The sequence below is a fragment of the Epilithonimonas sp. UC225_85 genome (assembly GCF_042695135.1).
Classification (GTDB): Bacteria; Bacteroidota; Bacteroidia; order Flavobacteriales; family Weeksellaceae; genus Epilithonimonas.
In genome coordinates, this window is sequence record NZ_CP170547.1 from 3,050,561 (window position 1) to 3,072,684 (window position 22,124).

The window sequence follows — 22,124 nt, forward strand, 5'->3', positions numbered from 1 at the left end:
AAAAAATCGGGAGAATTTTCCCGATTTAATTTTATATAATTCTAAAAATCATTACCTCAACTCTGCTTTCAGTTCTTTTTCAAACGATTTAATAAGTGAGTTCATTACTTCTGTAATGTCTTTGTCTTCCAGTGTTTTTTCTTCGTTCAGAAGTTCGAAACTCATCGCATAGGATTTTTTGCCTTCCGGAAGGTTTTTACCTTCGTAAACATCGAAAAGATTGATTTTTTTGAGGAAAGGTGATTTGTTTTTCTTCGCTAATTCGTACAATTCTGAATAGGAAATCGTCTGGTCAACTAATAATGCTAAGTCTCTTCTGATCTTGTTGAATTTCGGAATATCAACAAATTTCAGATTTTCTTTGCTTCTGAAAGACTGGCAATTTTCCAATTCGATCTCTGCGTAGAATACTTCCTGGCTGATATCGAAATCCTTTAACAATTGTGGGGAAACTTTCCCTAATCTTGCAAGCGTTTTCCCTTCAGCCTTGATTTCCAAAGCGTCGGAGAAACGATCGTCTTCCAAAGCGGATTCGTGAAGATCGAGGTTTAATTTTTCAAGAAGAATTTTCACATAAGCTTTCAAATGATAGAAGTCTGTCGCGCTTTTTGGCTGAAGCCAGTTTTCTGCAACTTCTCTTCCGGTTGTTAAAATCGCTAATTGTTTTCTTTCTTCGTAAGATTCTTTTTTATGATAAATTTTCCCTAACTCGAAAAACTTGATATCGGCGGATTTTCTGTTGATGTTGTAAATCGCATTTCCTAAAAGTCCTTCCAGCAAAGACTTTCTCATAAATGCCAGATCGTTGCTCAGTGGATTTAGTAATTTCACAGCATTGGTTTCGTCTTTTACTGAGGTCAACGAATTATTCATAACCTCGTTGAAGCCGTTTCCTTGCAAAGTCCTTGCCCAGGCATTTTCTAAAGCATCCTGATCTTCAAAATCAAGTTTTACAGGCGTGAAGGAAATTTTCTTAGGAGCCTCAATTTTATTGTAACCATAAATTCTCAACACTTCCTCGATAACGTCGATTTCTCTCGTAACATCGGCTCTGTAAACTGGAATTGATAATTCTAATCCGTTTTGGATCTCATTAAGAATTGTGATCTCAAGAGATTTTAATATCTCTTTGATCTTTTCTCTGTGGATTTTTGTTCCGAGAATCTGATCCAATTTCGAATATCTGAAAACCACATAATGGTCTTTAATTTTTTCAGGATAACTTTCCAGAATCTCACCAACCAATTTTCCACCAGCCAATTCCTCAATCAGATTAATTGCGTGCGTCAAAGCGGTTCTTGCATTGTTTGGATCCACGCCTCTTTCGAAACGGAAAGATGCATCGGTATTTAAACCGTGGAACTTAGATGCTTTTCTAATCGCAACAGGATTGAAATAAGCACTTTCCAGGAAAATAGTTTTTGTAGTTGCAGAAACACCACTTTCGCTGCCACCAAAAACTCCGGCAATACAAAGTGGATTGTCTTTTCCGTCTTTGATGATGATCTCGGAACCGTTAAGAGTTCTTTCGACGCCATCCAAAGTTTTGAATTTTGTTCCTTCTTTTACGGTTCCGACTTTCACAGTTTTATCTGCAATTTTGTCTGCGTCAAAAGCGTGAAGCGGTTGTCCAAGGCCGTGAAGAATGTAATTGGTAATATCTACAATGTTGTTGATAGGTGAAAGACCAATGGCTTTAAGTCTTGCTTTCAACCAGTCCGGAGAAGCTTTCACTTCAACATTTTCTATCACTGCACCAAGATATCTTGGCGTTAGTTCAGAATTTTCAATTTGTAATTTGAATTTGTGAGAACCTTCGATATTCAAAACTTTAGATTCTATTTTCGTGAATTCTGATTTCAGATTATTGGAAACCAAGAAAGCCTGCAAATCTCTGGCAACACCATAATGTGACATGGCGTCGGTTCTGTTTGGCGTCAATCCGATCTCGTAAACCTCATCATTCGTCAATTCAAAATAGTCAGCGAAGTTTTTTCCAACTTCGAATTTCTCTGAATCCAAAACCATAATTCCGCCGTGATCGTCGCTCAATCCTAATTCGTCTTCTGCGCAGATCATACCTTCGGAAACTTCGCCGCGAATCTTTGCTTTTTTGATATCGAAAGAAGTTCCGTCTTTTGCATAGATTTTTGTCCCTACAATTGCAACGGGAACGGTTTGTCCGGCAGCAACATTTGGCGCACCACAAACGATCTCCAAAACTTTTCCGCCACCGACATCAACTGTTGTTTTGTTCAGTTTATCAGCATTCGGATGTTTTTCGCAGGTCAAAACTTTACTAACCACAATTCCTTCCAGACTGCCTTTTACGCTTTCGAATTTATCCACACCTTCTACTTCCAGACCGATGTCTGTAAGATATGCACTGATTTTCTCAGTAGAAAGTTCAGTTGTGATATAATCCTTAAGCCAATTATTCGAAATTTTCATTTTTTAAATTTGATTTTTTTGAACACAAAGTGCACAAAGAAATGATTAATTAATACTGTTTATAAGTTCACAAAGCCGTAAACTTAAATAAGATTTTTACACGTTGCATTGTTGCAGCCCGACTTATCTCATCTTTTCTATTTTTTAGTTGAGTCGATAAACCACTTCCGTTAGGTTGAGTGGAAATCCTTTTTTGCGGCTGGAAAAGCTTTGGCAAAAAAGATTGGAAATCCTTCGACAAGCTCAGGATAAACTACGGCGCAAAAACTGCTCAAAATATTTATTAAACAAAATTTGAGACTTGAATCATCAAATCTCAAACTTATTTTTATTTTAATTGATAATCAATTATCACTAATCGATGATGATTTTAAAGTCCAATTACTGGCATCGACAGCATCAGGATACTTTCGTTTTCCTCCAGTCCGTCAACCGGCTCTACGATTCCTGGTCTGTTCGGCTGAGACATTTTCATCGTGACATCGTCAGAAGCCAAAACGGATAACATCTCTGTCAGAAATTTTGAACTGAAACCGATGTTGATATCATCACCATTGTAGTCGCAAGGAATCTGCATATCTGCCTTGTTTGCGTATTCTGTATCTTCTGCGTGAAGGTGAAGCACGTTTCCGGACAATTTAAATCTGACCTGATTGGTAGATTTGTTTGACATAATGGACGCTCTTCTGATAGAACTCAAAAGCAGTCCTCTGTTGATAGTCAAGACATTTGGATTTTCTTTCGGAATTACAGCATTGTAATTTGGATATTTACCATCAATCAAACGACAGATCCAAGTGTTGTTTCCAAAAGTGAACTTCGCCATATTATCACTGAACTCGATCAAAACATCTTCTGTTGAGTTGTTCAGGATATTTTTGAAAATCGCCAATGGTTTTTTCGGCATAATGAATTCCAAAGTCTCAGGATGCGTGACATCTGTTCTTTTGTAAACCACCAATCTGTGAGAATCTGTGGAAACAAAATTGGTCTCATCTTCTTTAAATTGAAATAAAACCCCTGTCATTACCGGACGAAGAGAATCATTACTCGTTGCAAACAAAGTATTCGCCAAAGCTTCTGCCAAAACGCCACCAGAAATGGTTACTTTTTGAGACGCATCGAACTCCGGCAATTCCGGATAATCATCTGCATTATCAAGCGCGACTGCAAAGTTATCTTTCTCATCCAAAATCTCAAGAACGCTTCCATTCCCGTCTTCGGAATCTTTCACGGCTAAAGTCAAAGGTTGCTCACCATAAGTTTTCAAGAAATCCTGAAAGATCTTTCCGGGAACTGCTAATTTTCCTTTGTCATCTGACTTCACTTCAAGAGAAGTAATTAAAGTCGTTTCACCGTCTGATGCGGTAACAGTCAACAAATTCTGATCTAACTCGAAAAGAAAATTCTCCAAAATTGGTCTGGACTGTGAACCGGAAATCACGCCGCTAACTGTCTGTAAAGCTTTTTGCAAATCGCCACTGGCAACAATAAATCTCATAAACTGTATTTATTTCAATTCCACAAAGATAATGATTTTGATGCTATTTTAAAAACTGTATTTATTTAGTTATTAACAATTTTGAGTTTTATCTATCTTTGTTGATATTATTACTATGAAAAAACCGCCATTTCATAAAAGCATTCAATTCACAATCCGTGGTATTCTGTGGATTTTGAGGAACGAACGAAACTTCCAAATCCATATTTTGGGATTGATTATTAATCTTTTTTTGATTGTCTATTTGGGACTTTCAAATTTTGAAACGGCTTTGATTATTCTGGTTTCATTTTTTGTTTTGATCACAGAAGCTTTAAATACTTGTGTTGAGAAGATCTGCGATTATATCCAGCCGGAATTTGATTTGAGAATTGGAATCATTAAAGATTTGGCTGGCGGGGCTGTTTTGCTGGCGACAATTTCTGCAATTTGTGTTGGCGTATTGGTTTATTGGCCTTATTTGAGGTTGTTTATTTATTAATAATCATTTATTTTGAACGCAAAGTCCGCTAAGATTTTTTAACTACTAACCGTTTCTAAGGTTCACAAAGGCGTAAAACTCATCAAAGATTTTCAAGTCATTAATTATGTGATTTTCATTATCTAAAATTTGAAAGATTTAATCATATATTTTTACATAAAATTTTTACATTTGTTTTCAATATAATTCTGGAATGAGCAAAAAAAACATCGCCGTCGTAATGGGCGGATATTCTGATGAATACAAAGTTTCGTTGAAAAGCGGACAATTGATTTTTGATTCGTTGGATCGTGAAATTTATAATGTACACAAGGTTGTCATCTTAAAAGACAAATGGTATTTTTTAGATGAAAACGACAATAAAAAACCAATCAACAAAGCTGATTTTTCTGCCGATCTTGGAAATGGAGAAAGTTTAAAATTCGATGCTTGTTTCAACACCATCCACGGAACGCCTGGTGAGAACGGAATTCTGCAAGCTTATTGGGACGCTGTTGGACAAAAATATACTGGCTGTGATTTTTATCAAAGTGCATTGACATTCAATAAAAAAGACACTTTAGCTGTTCTTTCGAAATACGGAATTCCTTCTGCGAAAAGCATTTATCTGAGAAAAGGTGAAGATATTTCTGATGACAAGATTGTAGAAGAACTTGGATTACCGCTTTTTGTAAAACCAAATCAAAGTGGTTCTTCACTCGGAATTTCTAAGGTTAAAGAAAAAAGCGAACTGAAAACTGCACTAGAAGTTGCCTATAAAGAAGATGACGAGATCCTTATCGAAAGTGCTTTGAACGGAACTGAAGTTTCTGTTGGCGTTTTGGATTACAAAGGCGAAGTCATTGTTTTGGGAATTACGGAAATCATTCCAGACAAAGAATTCTTTGATTACGAAGCGAAATATGAAGGTGCTTCTCAGGAAATTACACCTGCAAGAATTGATGAGGAAACCAAAAAAAAGGTGGAAGAGATCTCAATCAAAGCTTATAAATCTTTGGGAATGAGTGGATTTTCCCGTTCAGAATTCATCATCGTGGACGGAATCCCATATCTTTTGGAAATGAATACGAATCCAGGATTTTCGCCGGCAAGTATTCTTCCGCAACAGGCGAAGATCTACGGAATTTCCATCAAAGACCTTTGTGGAAACGAAGTTGAAAAAGCATTAAATAAATAATTATAAATTAGCCAGAGAAAAGTCTTTGGCTAATTTTTTAAATCAGAAATAAATGAAAATTGCTGTTTTCCCAGGATCTTTCGATCCTATCACACTTGGACATTATGATATTGTTGAACGTGCAGTTCCGCTTTTTGACAAGATCATCATCGCCATCGGAAAGAATTCTCAGAAAAAATATATGTTCTCTCTGGAGCAACGCAAGGAATTCATCAGAAAAACTTTTGAAAAATTCCCCAATGTAGAAGTTGATGATTTTGAGGGATTGACGATTGATTATTGTAAAAGTAAAGATGTCAATTTCATTCTGAGAGGCTTACGAAATCCTGCCGATTTTGAATTTGAAAAGTCAATTGCCCAGACCAACAGAGCACTAACCAGAGACAATACTATTGAAACCATCTTCCTCCTGACCTCTTCCGGAAAATCCTATATCAGCAGTAGCATTGTAAGAGAAATTATTTCTTATGGCGGAAACTACGAGATTATGGTTCCAGATGCGGTGAGGGTTGAGAAATAGAGTCATTCACAAGGATAAAGCCTGATGTAAATGTGGGAAAATAACAGTAAAAATAAAATTGAAATCTATTAGTTCAACTTATAAAACTATTGACTTTATAGTTTAATTTATAAAAAAGACGCTTATAATAAGCGTCTTTTTTATTTTTGACCTCGTTAGTTTCTATTTTTTATAACGACAAATCCTGTCAGCAATCTACCATCTGACAATATGATATGATACCAATAATTATCTGTCGGCAAAGCTCTTCCTAAGAAAGTCCCATTCCAGAAAAATTTACCTGTAACGGTTTTTTCAAGAACTACCCTGCCGTTTTTATCCATAACCCGAACAATTGTTCCAGGATAGTTTTCCAAACCTTCTATACTCCAGCCATCATTGATCCCATCTCCATTGGGTGTGATAATATTATTAATTTTGAAAATTACAAATTCTTTAAATGAAACTGCACAAATATTGGTTTTTTCCCGCACATACACTTTATAAACACCTTGTGATAAATTGCTGAAAATATTAGAATCCTGCCAGTCTTTGTCGTTATTTAAAGAGTACTCATAGACCGAAGAACCATTGATAATAACAGTTGCTGTCGTATTTTCTACTTTGATGTTAGCAATCTCGGGTCCGATTAATCCAGGAATAACGTTGGATGTAATATTTACAAGAATTGGTAATCTGAGTACGCTTTCGCAGCCATCAACAGTTTGAGTCGCATAGTAAGTAAATCCGTCTTGTAAAGCTGTAACAGCTGGCAGCGGCGTCATCGATGAATTATCTGCATACCATTTTATATTGGTTCCGGAAATCTGAATATCCGTCAGTTTTGCATTTTTGCTGATACAGAATAGCTGTGGGGATTTACCCGTTGGAGGCAATGTAGCCGTTATTTTAACCGTAACAGGAATCCGGACACTCTCACAAGTTGCAACAACTTGAGATGCAAAATAAGTTGTTCCATTAGTCAAAGCTGTTGAGGCTGACAATTGATTGCCTCCAATTGGTGCATCAAACCACTTGACTCCAGTTCCGGTAATACTGATATTTGCAATTGTAGATTTGTTTTGTACACAAAAATTCTGCTGGGAAGATGCTATCGGCGTTGGTGTATTATTAGTATAAGTATTGATAGCAACCTGAGCTGGATCTGATATACAACCAATTGCATTCTTATATCTTACATTATAAGTATTCGGTGCCAGACTTTTGAAAGAATTAGTATTAGTCCAGCTTACCCCATCATCGATAGAATACTGAACTGCTGGAGTGTTAATTAAAATTTCTCCACTTGGATGATGACAATCCAGCTGCTGAACTTGTACTGTTGGCAATATTGGTGTATCAACAGGTTTTTTGATCGTTACCAAAACAGCTCCCGATTCGCAACCGGCAGAATTTTTTGTTTTTAATTGATAAATACCCGGCGACAATTGCCCCGAATTTGAACTTTGAGAATAGGTTATCCCATTATCAAAACTATAAAAAGCTGCAACCGTTGAGATGGTGATATCACCAAAAGGATTGGTACAAGATGCAGGCTGATTCACGCTATAGACAGGTAAAACCGGAGCATTCGGAGGTGTATCGATCGTTACGGAAAGTGCCGGCGACGGACAACCTGTACTTGATAACTTTTGTTTTACAAGATAGGTTCCCGGTGCAAGCGTTGCATTGGAACTCGCTCCCCAGGTAACACCATCATCAAAACTGTAGAATGCCGCCGGAGATATTACAGAAATATTCCCATTGCTAGCGGTACATCCCAAAGGCTGGGTAATAGAAACCTGTGGTAAATCCGGTGTTATCGGTTTGGTATTAATCGTAACCATTGCAGCAAGTGAGATGCATCCGGCAGCATCTTTTATCATCAGATTATAAGTTCCCGGAGACAGATTTGATTTTGTATCGGAAGAACCAAATGTAAGTCCATTATCAAAACTAAATTCGGCAGCAGGACTTGTAATTTTAATTTCGCCAAGTGTATTATTACAATCCGGATGATTTATGATATAAACAGGTGCCGGCAAAGGTGCCGGTTTAGAAATAACAGCTGTTGCAACGTTGGATATGCAGCCTGCCGCATTTTTGACTTTTACCTGATAAGTTCCCGGCAAAAGACCACTTTTTGAATTGCTGTAAGTAAATGTCAAACCGTTATCAAAACTATAAGTAGCCGCAGGACTTGTTACAGTGATACTTCCTGTCGCAACACTGCAAGTAGGTGCCGTTACAGATACATCCGGAGCCGCTATTGCCACACCAGAATCCAGGTTAACAACGGTTGTCAAGGACTCACAACTGAAAGAATTAATTTTAAGTTTAACAATATAAGTTCCGGAACCTAGATTATTTTTTACAGGATTTGTAGTCCACGATGCTCCGTCATTGAAGGAATAACTAAGTGCCGAGGTAGTGATCTTTATACTTCCGTCTGTACTGTCACAAGCTGTTGGCTGAACTACGGTGACCGCAGGAGCAGCAGGAATGTTTGGACTGGAATTGATATAAGCATAAGCCGATTGTGATACACAACCAAAGCTGTTTTTAATCAAAACATTATAAGAGCCGGAATTCACATTAGTTTTAATTGGATTTGTAACCCAGTTTGCACCATTATCAAAGCTGTAAAGATCGGCGATGGTATTGACAATGATAGTTCCCGATGGTGACGCACAAGTTGGCTGAATGGTTGTCACCTGTGGCGAGCTTAAAAAATATTTCTGTATGCTCTCATTGGCTGCAGTTGAAATACAGCCGGCTGAGTTTTTAATTTTTATGTAATAATATCCCGGTGCAGGATTGAGTAATGTAGAACTAGTTCCCCAGGTCACACCATTATCGAAGGAATAAAAAGTAGCGTTTGATACAACTGTGATACTTCCATTATTACTACAAGTTGGCTGCACTACGCTTGTCATTGGTTTTGGCAAGTAAAATGTCGTAATGGACACAGAAAAAGCTTCTGAGACACAGTTCTGAGCATTTTTTATAATGACATAATAATAACCAGAAGTAAGATTATTAAGTACAGGATTTGTGGTCCATGTATTACCATTATCAAAACTATATTGGGCAGCTGGTGTTGCAACCCTGATACTTCCGTTTAGTCCGCATTTTGGCTGAACAATTTCTACATCCGGTTTAGGAAGATAATATTTATCAATGCTTAATGAACTATTATAAAGGTTAGAGGTACAATTTTGACTATTTTTTATCGCTATATTATAATAACCAGATGATAAATTAGTAAAATTAGGGCTGGCACTCCAAGTATTTCCCCCATTTATACTGTAAAAACTAGCTGGCGTTGTAATCGTAATTGATCCTCCTACTCCACAAGAAGGTTTTGTGTACGTATAACTTGGGTCATCCAGATAAAATTGTTTAAGATTAACGGATGATGAAGAGGATGTACAAGTTCCCTTTTTAATCATGACAGAGTAATAGCCAGAATTCAGGTTATTGAAAACAGGATTTGTAACCCAGGTATAACCTCCGTCTATACTGTAAGAATCTGCAACCGCATTTACTGTAATGCTGCCTTTGACACCACACGACGGCTGAACAGTGGTTACGGAAGGCGTTGCCAAATATGTATTATCCAAATATATACTTACGTAATTAGAAGTACATCCTCCTTTTCTTACCCTTAGGCTATAATAACCTTGTGAAAGATTAGGAAAATCCGGACTGGCTGACCAGGTTGAACCTCCGTTGATACTGTATTGATCTGCCGATGATGTAAATTTGATGCTTCCAATCGTATTGCCACAACTCGGGCTAACGGCTGTATAAGTTGGATCATCCAAAAATATCTGATTAAAATATACGTAAGCAGATTCTGAAACGCAATTCAGATTATTTTTCACAGCAATACTGTAGCTAGTACCTGTTAAATTATTAAAAACAGGATTTGTACTCCAGGTAGATCCGCCATTGATGCTGTAATAATCTGCAACTGATGTTATCGTAATAGTTGCCGGAACGGAGCAGCTAGGCTGGGTAACAGTGAAGGAAGGCCTAGGCAGTTTTTGCTCATAAAGCGAAACATATTGTGCATAGGATTTACAGCCCATATTATTTTTGACCATAATATAATAAGTCCCTGCCGGTAATATTTTGGAATTGGTAGTTACCCACGTTATACCATTATCAAAGCTGTAAAAATCATTAATACTGTTGATCGTTATTTTTCCATTTATACCACAGCCCGGATCTTCTTTTGTATAAATCGGATAAGGCAGCGTTGGGGGATTTAGTGTAACGGTTTGTGCTTGAGAAATACAGTTTGCAGCATTTTTAATTTTGATTCTGTAAGTTCCCGGCGGCAACTCTGCAAGGTTACTTGTTGTCCAGGTTAGTCCATTGTCAAAGCTGTATTGCGCTGCTTCTGTTTTAATATAAATGCTTCCATCCGATCCACACTCCGGCTGAATCACCTCATATTGTGGATATTGACTTTCAAATTTATTAATATAAATTGTTGTGAAATACGATATACAGCCAAGATAATTTTTGACACCCACAGAAAAATTTCCAGAATTAACATTATTCATCACATTGGAAGTCACCCAAGTCGTTCCACCATCGAAAGTGTAGAAATCTGCGGGCGTATTAATCGTAATAGTCCCCGGAACAGAACAGGCGGGACTTACCAAAGAATAATCTGCATAGCCAAGTGTCTGGCTTTGTATCAGAACAACCTGAGGATTCGAGATACAGCCGGCAGCATCTTTTGTTCTGATGGTATATTTGGCAGGTTGCAATTTATCTGCAACAGGATTTGATACCCAGGTTACCCCATTATCAAAACTGTAGTAAGGCGCAGTTGTAGTTACAGTTATGGTTCCTGTATCTCCGCAAAATCTTGGCTGTACTACATTTGCATTGGGATATGGCAATAACGACTGAAAAATATCTACTTCCTGAGAGTATGAAGTACACCCTTTAGACGTTTTTATTTTCACAAAATATTTTCCGGGTGACAGATTGGTTTTTGTAGCATTAGTTGTCCAGGTCGCACCATTATCGAAACTGTACTCTGATGCTGGTGATGTAACCTTGATCGTTCCATAGGAAACAAAACAAGAGGGTTGTGTTACTGCCAAGGTTGGCGAAACTGCTGTCTGGCTAGGCTCTATACTTACACTTGCCGTACTGCTGCATCCATAACTGTCCGTAACGGTTACGGAATATACGCCTACATCTGTAACGGTTATAGTTTGTGTCGTAAGATTATTATAACTCCATAAATAAGAACTTCCTGAAGAAGCTGTAAGATCTGTACTTCCCGAACAGACATTCAGAACACCTGTGATATTAGCTGTGGGATTTCTGACTTCTAAAGAAACCGGAATTATTTTGTAGCAGCTTGGATCTTTAGACACTCTTACATAAATGGTAGAAGTTCCGGAAGAATAGCTTGTAAAACCCGAAATATTATTAGCATTACCAAATGCATCATTATAATTTTTGAAATATGCAAAAGAAAGACCGGCAGTAGAAGTTACTACTTTGTTATCAAGATCGGTAAGGTTAAAATGTTCCAGACCGTCATTCCCAATATCACATTTAGATAATTTTGCCGTCGTTACAGGTATATTACAGGACGATGAACAGTTGAGAAAACTAATATCCCATCCGTCATTCGCATCCGTATCCGAAGCATTGGAGAAAAAATTACCGCCTCCGCATGAACTGCCCTGTATGTCGTAATTGATATAAACGCCAACATTATAATTGCTTTGGTTGACATTCGGAATATCCGGAGTATTGAGTACAAAGTTAAACTTCTTATTAACAGCATCAATATTAGCAGATTGGGTTGTATAAACTGCTGTTCCGGCTTCATTGAATAATTTCAGTGTTATATTTTTCACAGAAGCCGTCACGCCTCCGGAATTCGGTAAAGTGTAAACACCTGTCACATTGATTGGCAAAGTCGGACAAACGGCATTCAAAGGATCTAATGTGATGCTCCCGATGAAACTTTCATTAGAGTGCAGAAGACAGATATCATCTACGTAAGCATATCCAAAATGTCCTCCCAGACCACATCTGGAAGCCATAAACTCGACAGTAAATTCTTCATTATTTGGAATCGAAGAAATATCCAGCAATCCCGATTGCCAATTGGCTGTATAAAGTGTCACATAACCATAACTGCCATCTGGAACTTTTGTGAAAATACAGTTTTTTTCATCTCCTACCAGACAAAACTCACTGACCACAGCACCAGCTTTGTTAAGTATCCTTGCCTTGAAAAATGCCTGATTATCCGTGTGGCTGTTATCATAAACACTTTGCAGAATTGCTTTATAATTGAATTTGAGAAAATTCTCATTATTTGTTTTGAATCTTTTCCCCTGAACAATAGAACCGTATGTACTGGAATTTGGGTAATTAATTTTCAAAGCATATTGATCAAAAGCCTTGATATCGCCCATATAAGTATCAATGAGATTGGCAGGAACAGTAGTTGCCATCTCGCTGGTAGAAGACGGATTATACTGATTGATATAAGAATCTGCTTTATTTGAGATCGACCTACACTGCGTTGGGCCGGGCGGATCGCCAATTGTATATAAAAAATTCTTAAGATAATTACTTCCTCCCACATTTTCTACCTGCTCAAATCCACCATTGGAACACATTTCCACGGCTGTTAAAGCTGCTTTTTTCATATTTTTCTTTTCTGAAAGAACTTTATCTGACCGTTCTTTCAAGAATTTTTCACGGAGTTTACTATCTGTGATAATATGCCCTTGTTTATCTTCTACGATACCGTTTGACAAATAATTAAGCGTATCATTTTTAGTATTTTGCTGAGCATTAAAAAAAGAAAATATGGCGGAAAATAGTAGGAAATAATATTTTTTCATGCAATTTGATATAATAGAAATTAGTTTTTTGCAAAAGTATTAAATTTTAAGAAATCTTTAACAATATTTCCTAAATTTAATACACAAAAAACCGCCTATAAATAGGCGGTTTTAAGTGGTTTCTCCAGGGATCGAACCAGGGACACACGGATTTTCAATCCGTTGCTCTACCAACTGAGCTAAGAAACCATCACTTAGTTTGTTGTTTTAAGTGGTGCAAAAATAATAGGTTTATCTATATCTCGCAAGTAATTCTAATTTTTTTTTATTACAAAAGCTTAATCCTGCTGATTTTCAGTCGATTTTTTTTCCGTTTGGGATTTGAAAAAATCACTCAGCTCTTCTAAAACCGGCTTAATGGTATCTTCCGGAAGATCACTGATGCGGATATACATCAATCCGTCAATCGCATCGTTGAAGTTTGGATCCACATTGAAGGCAATCATTTTCGCATTTTGTTTGATATATTTTTTAATCAAAACTGGAAGTCTTAATTCCGGTTCCAGATCATCGATAATTTTATCCAATTTATTAAGATCGGCATCAATATCTTCGAAAAACAAAGCTTTGTCGCGCTCTTTCATCACCACCTTGAATTCATTTTTTGGATGGATGTATTGCGCCACTGCAGAATCATAATAATGAGAACGCATAAACTCAATCATTAATGACTTGGAAAATTCTGAAAACTTGTTGCTGATACTTACGCCGCCCATCAGGAATTTATGCTCCGGATTCCTCAGGCAGACATGAACGATTCCTCTCCAAAGTAAAAATAACGGAAACGGTTTCTGCTGATATTCAATTGAAATATATGCTCTCCCCATTTCGATTACTTTTCGGAAAAACGGCTGAAGCTCCGGATCATATTCGAAGAGAGAACTGGTGTAGAATCCATCGATCCCGAATTTTTTCATCACTTCGGAACCCAAAGCCATTCTGTAGGCACCAACCAATTTTTTATCGGCATTATCCCAAAGAAAAAGATGGTGATAGTGATTATCATATTCGTCCAGGTCAAAAGGCAGGTTTGTTCCCTCTCCTATTGCGCGAAACGTAAGTTCCCGCTGCCTTCCGATTTCTCTCATAATGAAAGGAATGTCTGCCGACGGCGTAAAAAATACATCATAATCGCCATGAGAAAACAGCTTTTTATTTTCTGTATTTTTGAGTGTATTTATTTCATTTTTGATATCTTCCGTTGGTGTCGCATCGATGATATTCTGAACGATATTATTCTGCTTCAGCAAAGGAAGTTTCAAAGCCATATTTGGAAGTTTAAGTTTTTCGGTAATGCTTTTTCTTCTTTCATAATAAGACTTCAGCATATAAACTTTATTGTAAAGATAATCACCAAGTTCTTCAAGACTTTCCTCCTCATCCATCTGCTTCACGGTGATTGGTTTGCCGATTCTGATTCTGATCGGTTTATCTCTTTTCCGCATCATTTCGGTTGGCAGCATCAATGTCTGCAGATCAGGATGCAGCTTGGAAACATTATAAAACATCTGGCTGTTGGTCGCATGAAAATACATTGGAACAACGGGAACTCTTGCTTTTTTAATAATTTTCAATGCTATTTTCCCCCAAGGTCTGTCGAGAACCTCACCATATTCGTTATTTTTATTGGACACTTCGCCAGCCGGAAAAATCCCTAAACATCCGCCTTCCGACAGATGCCTGAATGTCTCCCGCATCCCGGAAGAGCTGTTATAAGCATCTTTTCTACCTTCGAAAGGATTTACAGAAATAACAAAAGGCTCCATTGGTTTTATTTTCGAAAGGAGAAAATTGCCCATTACCTTAAAATCCGGGCGGACACGCAAAATAATTTTACACATTAATATGCCATCCAATGCACCAAGCGGATGATTGGAAACGATAATGAAAGGTCCTGTTTTAGGAATTTTCGCAAGATCTTCTTCAAAGACAATGTAACTTAGTTCTTGTTCTCTTACAAATTCATCAAAAAATTCTACGCCTTTCGTATGGATCAGCTTATTGTACAAATTATTGACCTCATTGATCTTTGTAAGATTCATAATTGCCGAAGCAACCGGTCTCTTGAGAAAACCAATTTTATCGAGTCCGGCTGCTTTTATCAAGTCTTCTTTGGAAATTAAGCTCATAGTGTTTTTACATGGTTACCATTTGGAAGGTTTTTTTAGAAATCTGCTCCAGCAGTACTTTTTTGTCTTTATAAAATTGATCAAGTTTGTCAAGTTCCGCATTTCTAACCGTGAACAAAGATACATTCTTAGTCATCTGCGTAATAAAACTTTGCTGTAATTCTTCATTAAAATCATTTGCCATCCCAAATTTGTCTTCCAGACATAAAGCTAATGAAATTGCTGAATTCTGCATCAGGGAAACTTTAATTTTATATTTTGCCAGAAGCGTAAAGATCAAACTCATGTGATCCTCGGCTATGAAAGAGAAATCGCGGGTTTCAACATTTAACAATGTTTGATTTTCTTTGAGAATATAACTTTCCACGGATTCATTTTCGGTGGAATTCCCAACCTTGGTTCCGGGTTCTTTCGGTTCTATAAATGATTTTACAAAGAACGGGATGTTTTTCTGCTTAAGCGGCTGCAATGTTTTTGGGTGAATAACCGATGCACCGTAATATGCCATCTCAATTGCTTCTTCGTAAGAAATGAAAGACAAAAGTTCTACATTTTCAAATTTCCTCGGATCGCCGGTCATCACGCCGGGAACATCTTTCCAGATCGTCATTTCATCAGCATTAAGGCAATATGCAAAAATTGCTGCGGTATAATCTGAACCTTCACGACCAAGAGTCACTGTAAAATTATTAGTTTCTGAACCGATAAATCCCTGAGTGACATAACAATTGATTTTATCAAGCTTGGAAATATTCTGTTCCGTTTCCTGCCAGTTGACGATTCCTTCTCTGTAATTGCTGTCTGTTTTAATATAATCTCTCGCATCCAGCCAGTGGTTAAAAAACTGAATATCATTAAGATATTCGCTTAATATTTTTGATGAAATCATTTCGCCGCAACTTACAACCTGATCGTAAACGAAGTTGTAATTAGGAGATTTGTTTCTCCTTAAAAAAGAATCGATATCATCAAAAAATAAAGAAATCTCTCCAAAAACCGGATGGTTTTCTGAAAACAAACCTTTGGCAATATCGATGTGATTTTTCTTTATCAGTTCAATTTCGTTCTGATAATCCTGTTTTTTGAAATAATACTCCACTACTTTTTCCAAAGCATTCGTGGTTTTTCCCATTGCGGAAACCACCAGCAGACATTTTTCAAAACCCTGAGTTTCCAGAACCAAGGCTACATTTTTCACACCTTCTGCATCTTTTACAGATGCACCACCAAATTTGTAAACTTTCATTAGATTTTTAATAGTTAGAACAATTGTTTTTAGTACAACAGCTTCGTTAATTTATTATTAACTCCCAAAAATATTAATAATGAACGAAATATGAAAATTGGCATCGATTTTTTTAATTCCTCAAGTGGAGATATAAAACCATATTAATAAGATTATGATAAGTATCATCAATTAATGGTAAATTTTGTTTTATTTAATTAAAAAATAATATAGTTTTGTAATCAAGAAAATAATGATATGTCAAAACAAGCTCTACAAACTTTAGGAGAATTCATCATTGATAAACAGGATGATTTCAAATATTCTACCGGTGAACTTTCCCGTCTTATCAGTTCCATCAGGATTGCGACAAAAATTGTGAACCGCGAGGTGAACAAAGCCGGGATTGCGGATATTATCGGAAACGTCGGAAATATGAATATCCAGGGTGAAGATCAGCAGAAACTGGATGTTTTGGCGAACGATATTTTCATCGCAGCACTTTCCCAGAGAGAAGTTGTTTGTGGAATAGCGTCTGAAGAAAGTGATGATTTCATCGAGGTCAAATGCACAGAAAACGCACACCTTAGTAAATATGTCGTTTTAATTGATCCTTTGGATGGTTCTTCCAACATTGATGTCAACGTTTCTGTAGGAACTATTTTTTCGATTTACAGAAGGGTTTCGGATCCGGGAAGTCCGGTTGAACTGAGAGATTTTTTACAAAAAGGTGTGAATCAGGTTGCTGCAGGTTATGTTGTTTACGGTTCATCCACAATGATTGTTTATACAACAGGAAATGGTGTAAACGGATTCACTTTGGATCCATCAATCGGAACTTATTATCTGTCTCACGAAAACATCAAATTCCCGACTATGGGAAAAATCTATTCCATCAACGAAGGAAATTACATCAAATTCCCTCAGGGCGTAAAAGATTATATCAAATATTGTCAGGAAGAAGAAGGCGACAGACCGTACACTTCAAGATACATTGGATCTTTGGTTTCCGATTTTCACAGAAATATGCTGAAGGGCGGAATCTATATTTATCCTCAGACTTCACATTCTCCAAACGGAAAATTAAGATTGCTTTATGAAGCAAATCCAATGGCTTTCCTGGCAGAACAAGCCGGCGGAAAATGCAGTGATGGTTTCAAGAGAATTATGGAAATCGAGCCAACAGAACTTCATCAGCGTGTGCCATTCTTCTGCGGAAGTGCGGCAATGGTAACTCAGGCGGAAGAGTTTATGGCAAAAGCTGTGAGTAAAAATTAAACTATAGTAATTTTAAATAATACTAAAGACCGATTTGTTCGGTCTTTTCTTATTTTTGTATCATGAAGACTGCAAAATTTCATCAATATATTCTCAATTTCAAACGTCCGAGCGGAACTTCCAGAGGCGTTTTGAATACCAAAGAAACCTATTTTATAGAAGTCTTTGAAGACGACAGGAAAGGAATTGGCGAATGTTCTCTTTTCCGGGGATTAAGTTTTGATGACGATGAAGATTATGAAGATGTTTTGGATTGGGCTTGCCGTAATATCAACTTGAGTTTGGAAGAATTGCAGGAAGAACTCGTCAATCATCCATCTATAATATTTGGAATTGAACAGGCTTTGGCAAATCTTAATCAGGAAAAAGATATTTATTTCCCCAGTGCTTTTACAGAAGGAAAAGATTCTATCAAAATCAATGGTTTGATCTGGATGGGAAATGCAGATTATATGCAATCTCAAATAGAGGAGAAACTTAAAAATAATTTCACTTGTATCAAACTCAAAATCGGTGTTGATTGGGATTCTGAAAAGAAAGTCATTAGATCTGTAAGAGAAAAATTCCCAAAAGATCAGATTGAGCTTCGTGTGGATGCCAACGGTGCGTTTTCTCCGGAACAGGCAAAAATTGTTTTGGAAGAATTGGCAGAACTGGAAATCCATTCCATCGAGCAGCCAATAAAAGCCGGAAACTGGAAAGCGATGGCAGAACTTTGCAAGAATACACCTACGCCGATTGCTTTAGACGAAGAATTAATAGGTGTCCTAAATATCGAATCGAAAAAAGACCTTCTTACAGAAATCAAGCCTCAGTATATTATTCTGAAACCAAGTCTTGTTGGCGGATTTTCCGGTTCGGATGAATGGATTGATTTAGCTGAAAATAATAATATTAACTGGTGGATTACCTCTGCTTTGGAAAGCAACATCGGACTGAATGCCATTGCGCAATACACTTACAACAAAAAAAATCCAATGCCTCAAGGTTTGGGAACCGGCGGTTTATTCACTAATAATTTTCCGACGCCCTTAGTTTTGAAAGGAGAAAATCTTTGGTTTGAAGATTAATATTTATAGATAAAACACCAATAATTACTTTTCGTTCCATAATTATTAATAACTATTTCCTAAATTTGATGACATGTAATTTTATCATTCATCAATTTTTCGGAAATGAAATTAAAAATTTTAGGTCTATTATTCGTTTGTTCTTTATTCAATGCCCAAAATATTCAGAATAATCCTGGTAGCAATCACGGGAACAAATTTGAACAACTCGGGACAATTCTTCCAACGCCAAACACTTACAGAACAGCTTCTGGCGCGCCTGGAAATCAGTATTGGCAACAAAGAGCCGATTATGATATTTCCGCCTATCTGGATGAAGACAAGAGAAATCTGAAAGGTTCTGAAACGATTACTTATTATAATAATTCACCCGATGAATTAGAGTATCTCTGGCTACAACTGGATGAAAATCAACAATCTTCTGTGAAAAACGCAGATTATCCATCCTCTTCTACTCTACCAAAAACTTCTAATATTGACAGATTAAGACCTTCCGAAGTTCCTGCAAAAGATAACGGCTATGGTGTAAATCTTGAAAAAGTAACAGACGCAAAAGGCAACCCGATCAAATATGTCGTGAACAAAACGATGATGAGAATTGATCTGGCAAAACCATTGAAAGCAGGTGAGAAATTCACCTTCAAAGTAGATTGGAATTACAACATCCCGAACCGAATGGAAAAAGGCGGCCGTGGCGGTTACGAAAACTTCCCGGAAGACGGCAACGACCTTTACACAATGACGCAATGGTATCCAAGAATGTGCGTTTACAGTGATTTTCACGGCTGGCAGAATCATCAGTTTACTGGTCGTGGAGAATTTGCCTTGGTGTTTGGAAACTTCAAAGTTGCAATGAATGTACCTGCTGACCATATTATTGGAGGAACCGGCGAATGTAAAAATTATAACGAGGTTTTGACTTCAGCTCAATTAGCAAGATACAAGCAGGCAGAAAGTTCAAATGAACCGATAGAAATCGTAACACTTGACGAAGCTAAAAAAGCAGAAAAGTCTAAATCTAAGGAAAGAAAAATCTGGAAATTCGAAGCAGAGAATGTTCGTGATTTCGCCTGGGGATCATCCAGAAAATTTGTTTGGGACGGAATGCGCGTTACGATTCCTGAAAACAACAACAAAGTGATGGCCATGAGTTTCTACGGAAAAGAAGCTTACGGACTTTACCGAAAATTCTCTACAAAAGCGGTTGCTCACACCATCAAAACTTATTCTGAATTTACAATTCCTTATCCATATCCTGTAGCTCAATCTGTAGAAGCATCCAACGGAATGGAATATCCAATGATTTGCTTCAATTATGGACGTACCGAGAAAGACGGAACTTATTCCGAAGCTATAAAAAACGGAATGTTAGGCGTTATTATCCACGAAGTTGGACACAACTTTTTCCCAATGATCATCAACTCAGACGAGAGACAATGGTCCTGGATGGATGAAGGTTTGAACACATTTGTAGAATATTTGACTGAGGAGAGATGGGACAATAAATTCCCTTCCAAACGTGGACCAGCCTGGACAATCGTAGATTATATGAAACTTCCGAAAGATGAATTGGAACCAATTATGACCAACTCAGAAAACATTGCGAGATTTGGTCCGAATGCTTATTCCAAACCTGCAACCGGACTTAATATTCTTCGCGAAACCATTATGGGAAGAGAACTTTTTGATAAAGCATTCAAGACGTATGCTCAAAGATGGGCATTCCGTCATCCGGAACCTGCTGATCTTTTCCGAACGATGGAAGATGCGAGCGGCGAAGATCTTGATTGGTTCTGGAGAGGTTGGTTTTATGGCATAGATCCTGTAGATATTGCAATCGACAAAGTGACTATGGCACTTCCTGATTTTGATGTTATTCCAAAAGAAGCAAAAGAAACTAAATATAAAGCTGACGCGCCACTTCTGAATGAATTTGAAGATATTTCTAAAATCAGAAACAGAGAAGACAAGAACATCAAATTCTATGTTGAAGGTGACAAAGACGTTCAGGATTTCTATTACAAATATGACCGTGGACAGGAAAAAATCGATACATCAAAAGAATACGTTTTAAAGACCGAAGCATCCGAAAAATTATCCAATGAAGATAAAACGAAAGGTCTTAATAAAAACATCAAAGCTTATCAAATCGATTTCACGAACAAAGGCGGACTGGTAATGCCAATTATTTTGGAATTAACCTTTGAAGATGGAACCAAGCTTAAGGATAAAATCAATGTTCAGATCTGGAGATCAAATGAGCAGAAAGTTTCTAAAACTTATTATCTTGATAAGAAACTGAAATCTGTTCAGTTGGATCCAATGAAAGAAACGGCGGATATTGATACTTCCAATAATTTCTGGGCAGCAACTTCATCTGTAGAAGCTCCTACGAAATTCCAGGTTTTCAAACAGGCTCAAAGAGAAACGGCAAGAGGCGGCGCAAGCGGAAAAGTAAATCCAATGCAGGCTGCAGGAAAAAAGTAAATTCAGTTTTGCTGTAACTTTATCATATTCGGCACTACTTATTATTAAAAATTATGAGAACATTTCTTATCCTTTTAATAATTGGTAGTGCCAATTTTTTTTCTGCACAAAATCTACTTTCACCTTCGAATGTCAAACTTGATTCAAAATACATTCAGGATGAATCGTCGGAAGTAAGTTGGACAATGGAAAATGCGGGTTCAAAAATAGAAATCGGTAAAGTTACAACTGAATTTAAGAAATTAAATAAGAAAGACCTTTTGATAAGAACGACCGTTAAAATGAAACAAGCACCTGAAGTCTGGGTTGATTCAACCATTATTAAGATTTCTGATTTCCAGCCGGTTTATCATTCGTCATTCAATTCTATGAGAAATATGTCGCTTAAATTTGGTAAAAATAAAGTGACAGGTTATTATCGTGATAAGAAAACTCAGAAAAAAGATGTTATTGACGAAGTTACAACTTCCGCCTATTTCGACAGTAATAGTTATCCGGCATTAATCCGCTTTTTGCCATTGAAAGAAAATTACAAAACTGAAATTTCTATTTTCGATTATAATCCTACAGCTAAAAAAGGCGTCATCAAAGCTTATATTGAAAAAGTAGAAAAAGGTGAATACAATAGTAAGAAAGTCTGGATTGTAAAAACGACAGATGATATTCAGGACAGAAAAACTGAAAGTACCTATTATATTGATCAGGTGACAAGGAAAGTTGTGAAGCAGGAAGTAAATGCCGGAGGAAGGAAAATGATAATGGAATAAATAGAATACTTCAATATAAAGTCTACCAAATCGGTAGACTTTTTTTCTGCCAAAATTTCAGTCCTGAAAAAAAAATCTGCCAAATCTAACTTCTAACTTCTAACTTCTAACCTCAAACCTAGTTGGCACATTCTTGGAGATGTAGGAATCAGAATAACAT

The 22,124-nt window shown here is 37.0% G+C and carries 12 protein-coding genes and 1 tRNA gene; 7 read left to right on the forward strand and 6 right to left on the reverse strand.

The genetic code is table 11. The features are described 5' to 3' along the window. Positions 1 to 51 precede the first annotated feature (51 nt). Together pheT and dnaN are read right to left on the reverse strand one after the other, a co-directional pair. Entirely contained in the window at positions 52 to 2,451 is a 2,400-nt protein-coding gene (gene pheT / locus ACFJGY_RS13985) for a phenylalanine--tRNA ligase subunit beta (protein WP_379964951.1), read from the reverse strand. A gap of 370 nt (positions 2,452 to 2,821) precedes the next feature. Further along, a complete protein-coding gene (gene dnaN, locus ACFJGY_RS13990; RefSeq protein WP_379964953.1) occupies positions 2,822 to 3,952 on the reverse strand; it encodes a DNA polymerase III subunit beta in 1,131 nt (376 codons plus the stop codon). A 115-nt stretch (positions 3,953 to 4,067) separates the two neighbouring features. Between dnaN and ACFJGY_RS13995 the strand changes: the two genes are divergently transcribed. The 3 genes from ACFJGY_RS13995 to coaD all read left to right on the forward strand — a co-directional run bounded on the left by ACFJGY_RS13995 (position 4,068) and on the right by coaD (position 6,130). Next, on the forward strand, positions 4,068 to 4,433 hold the full coding sequence (locus ACFJGY_RS13995; protein ID WP_379964955.1) for a diacylglycerol kinase: 366 nt from the start codon (positions 4,068 to 4,070) through the stop codon (positions 4,431 to 4,433). A 193-nt stretch (positions 4,434 to 4,626) separates the two neighbouring features. Beyond that, on the forward strand, positions 4,627 to 5,610 hold the full coding sequence (locus ACFJGY_RS14000; RefSeq protein ID WP_379964957.1) for a D-alanine--D-alanine ligase: 984 nt from the start codon (positions 4,627 to 4,629) through the stop codon (positions 5,608 to 5,610). A 52-nt stretch (positions 5,611 to 5,662) separates the two neighbouring features. Further along, positions 5,663 to 6,130 carry a pantetheine-phosphate adenylyltransferase gene (coaD, locus tag ACFJGY_RS14005; protein ID WP_379964959.1) on the forward strand — a complete coding sequence of 156 codons (468 nt, stop codon included), beginning with the start codon at positions 5,663 to 5,665 and terminating at the stop codon, positions 6,128 to 6,130. Positions 6,131 to 6,285: 155 nt separating this feature from the next. On the opposite strand, the gene ACFJGY_RS14010 is transcribed toward coaD, so the two are convergent. From ACFJGY_RS14010 to ACFJGY_RS14025, 4 genes are all read right to left on the reverse strand, one after another. Continuing rightward, entirely contained in the window at positions 6,286 to 13,008 is a 6,723-nt protein-coding gene (locus ACFJGY_RS14010; RefSeq protein ID WP_379964961.1) for a T9SS type B sorting domain-containing protein, read from the reverse strand. A 116-nt stretch (positions 13,009 to 13,124) separates the two neighbouring features. Continuing rightward, positions 13,125 to 13,197, reverse strand: a tRNA-Phe gene (locus tag ACFJGY_RS14015). Positions 13,198 to 13,286: 89 nt separating this feature from the next. Further along, positions 13,287 to 15,137 carry a lysophospholipid acyltransferase family protein gene (locus ACFJGY_RS14020; RefSeq protein WP_379964963.1) on the reverse strand — a complete coding sequence of 617 codons (1,851 nt, stop codon included), beginning with the start codon at positions 15,135 to 15,137 and terminating at the stop codon, positions 13,287 to 13,289. A gap of 7 nt (positions 15,138 to 15,144) precedes the next feature. After that, entirely contained in the window at positions 15,145 to 16,383 is a 1,239-nt protein-coding gene (locus ACFJGY_RS14025) for an aspartate kinase (protein WP_379964965.1), read from the reverse strand. A gap of 237 nt (positions 16,384 to 16,620) precedes the next feature. Here ACFJGY_RS14025 and fbp point away from each other — a divergent pair, with 237 nt between their 5' ends. The 4 genes from fbp to ACFJGY_RS14045 all read left to right on the forward strand — a co-directional run bounded on the left by fbp (position 16,621) and on the right by ACFJGY_RS14045 (position 21,964). After that, positions 16,621 to 17,640 carry a class 1 fructose-bisphosphatase gene (gene fbp / locus ACFJGY_RS14030; RefSeq protein ID WP_379964967.1) on the forward strand — a complete coding sequence of 340 codons (1,020 nt, stop codon included), beginning with the start codon at positions 16,621 to 16,623 and terminating at the stop codon, positions 17,638 to 17,640. 62 nt (positions 17,641 to 17,702) lie between these two features. Continuing rightward, complete coding sequence (locus tag ACFJGY_RS14035) at positions 17,703 to 18,710, forward strand: o-succinylbenzoate synthase (protein WP_379964969.1); 1,008 nt, start codon at positions 17,703 to 17,705, stop codon at positions 18,708 to 18,710. A 105-nt stretch (positions 18,711 to 18,815) separates the two neighbouring features. After that, positions 18,816 to 21,197 carry a M1 family metallopeptidase gene (locus tag ACFJGY_RS14040; RefSeq protein ID WP_379964971.1) on the forward strand — a complete coding sequence of 794 codons (2,382 nt, stop codon included), beginning with the start codon at positions 18,816 to 18,818 and terminating at the stop codon, positions 21,195 to 21,197. A gap of 53 nt (positions 21,198 to 21,250) precedes the next feature. After that, positions 21,251 to 21,964 carry a hypothetical protein gene (locus ACFJGY_RS14045; protein WP_379964973.1) on the forward strand — a complete coding sequence of 238 codons (714 nt, stop codon included), beginning with the start codon at positions 21,251 to 21,253 and terminating at the stop codon, positions 21,962 to 21,964. Positions 21,965 to 22,124 lie beyond the last annotated feature (160 nt).

What these genes read in the sequence shown, in the direction of transcription:
- ACFJGY_RS14025 (WP_379964965.1), bottom strand. Translation starts at nt 16,383, where the DNA reads ATGAAAGTTTACAAATTTGGTGGTGCATCTGTAAAAGATGCAGAAGGT.
- fbp (WP_379964967.1), top strand. Translation starts at nt 16,621, where the DNA reads ATGTCAAAACAAGCTCTACAAACTTTAGGAGAATTCATCATTGATAAA.
- ACFJGY_RS14020 (WP_379964963.1), bottom strand. Translation starts at nt 15,137, where the DNA reads ATGAGCTTAATTTCCAAAGAAGACTTGATAAAAGCAGCCGGACTCGAT.
- coaD (WP_379964959.1), top strand. Translation starts at nt 5,663, where the DNA reads ATGAAAATTGCTGTTTTCCCAGGATCTTTCGATCCTATCACACTTGGA.
- ACFJGY_RS14010 (WP_379964961.1), bottom strand. Translation starts at nt 13,008, where the DNA reads ATGAAAAAATATTATTTCCTACTATTTTCCGCCATATTTTCTTTTTTT.
- ACFJGY_RS14045 (WP_379964973.1), top strand. Translation starts at nt 21,251, where the DNA reads ATGAGAACATTTCTTATCCTTTTAATAATTGGTAGTGCCAATTTTTTT.
- pheT (WP_379964951.1), bottom strand. Translation starts at nt 2,451, where the DNA reads ATGAAAATTTCGAATAATTGGCTTAAGGATTATATCACAACTGAACTT.
- dnaN (WP_379964953.1), bottom strand. Translation starts at nt 3,952, where the DNA reads ATGAGATTTATTGTTGCCAGTGGCGATTTGCAAAAAGCTTTACAGACA.
- ACFJGY_RS14040 (WP_379964971.1), top strand. Translation starts at nt 18,816, where the DNA reads ATGAAATTAAAAATTTTAGGTCTATTATTCGTTTGTTCTTTATTCAAT.
- ACFJGY_RS14035 (WP_379964969.1), top strand. Translation starts at nt 17,703, where the DNA reads ATGAAGACTGCAAAATTTCATCAATATATTCTCAATTTCAAACGTCCG.
- ACFJGY_RS14000 (WP_379964957.1), top strand. Translation starts at nt 4,627, where the DNA reads ATGAGCAAAAAAAACATCGCCGTCGTAATGGGCGGATATTCTGATGAA.
- ACFJGY_RS13995 (WP_379964955.1), top strand. Translation starts at nt 4,068, where the DNA reads ATGAAAAAACCGCCATTTCATAAAAGCATTCAATTCACAATCCGTGGT.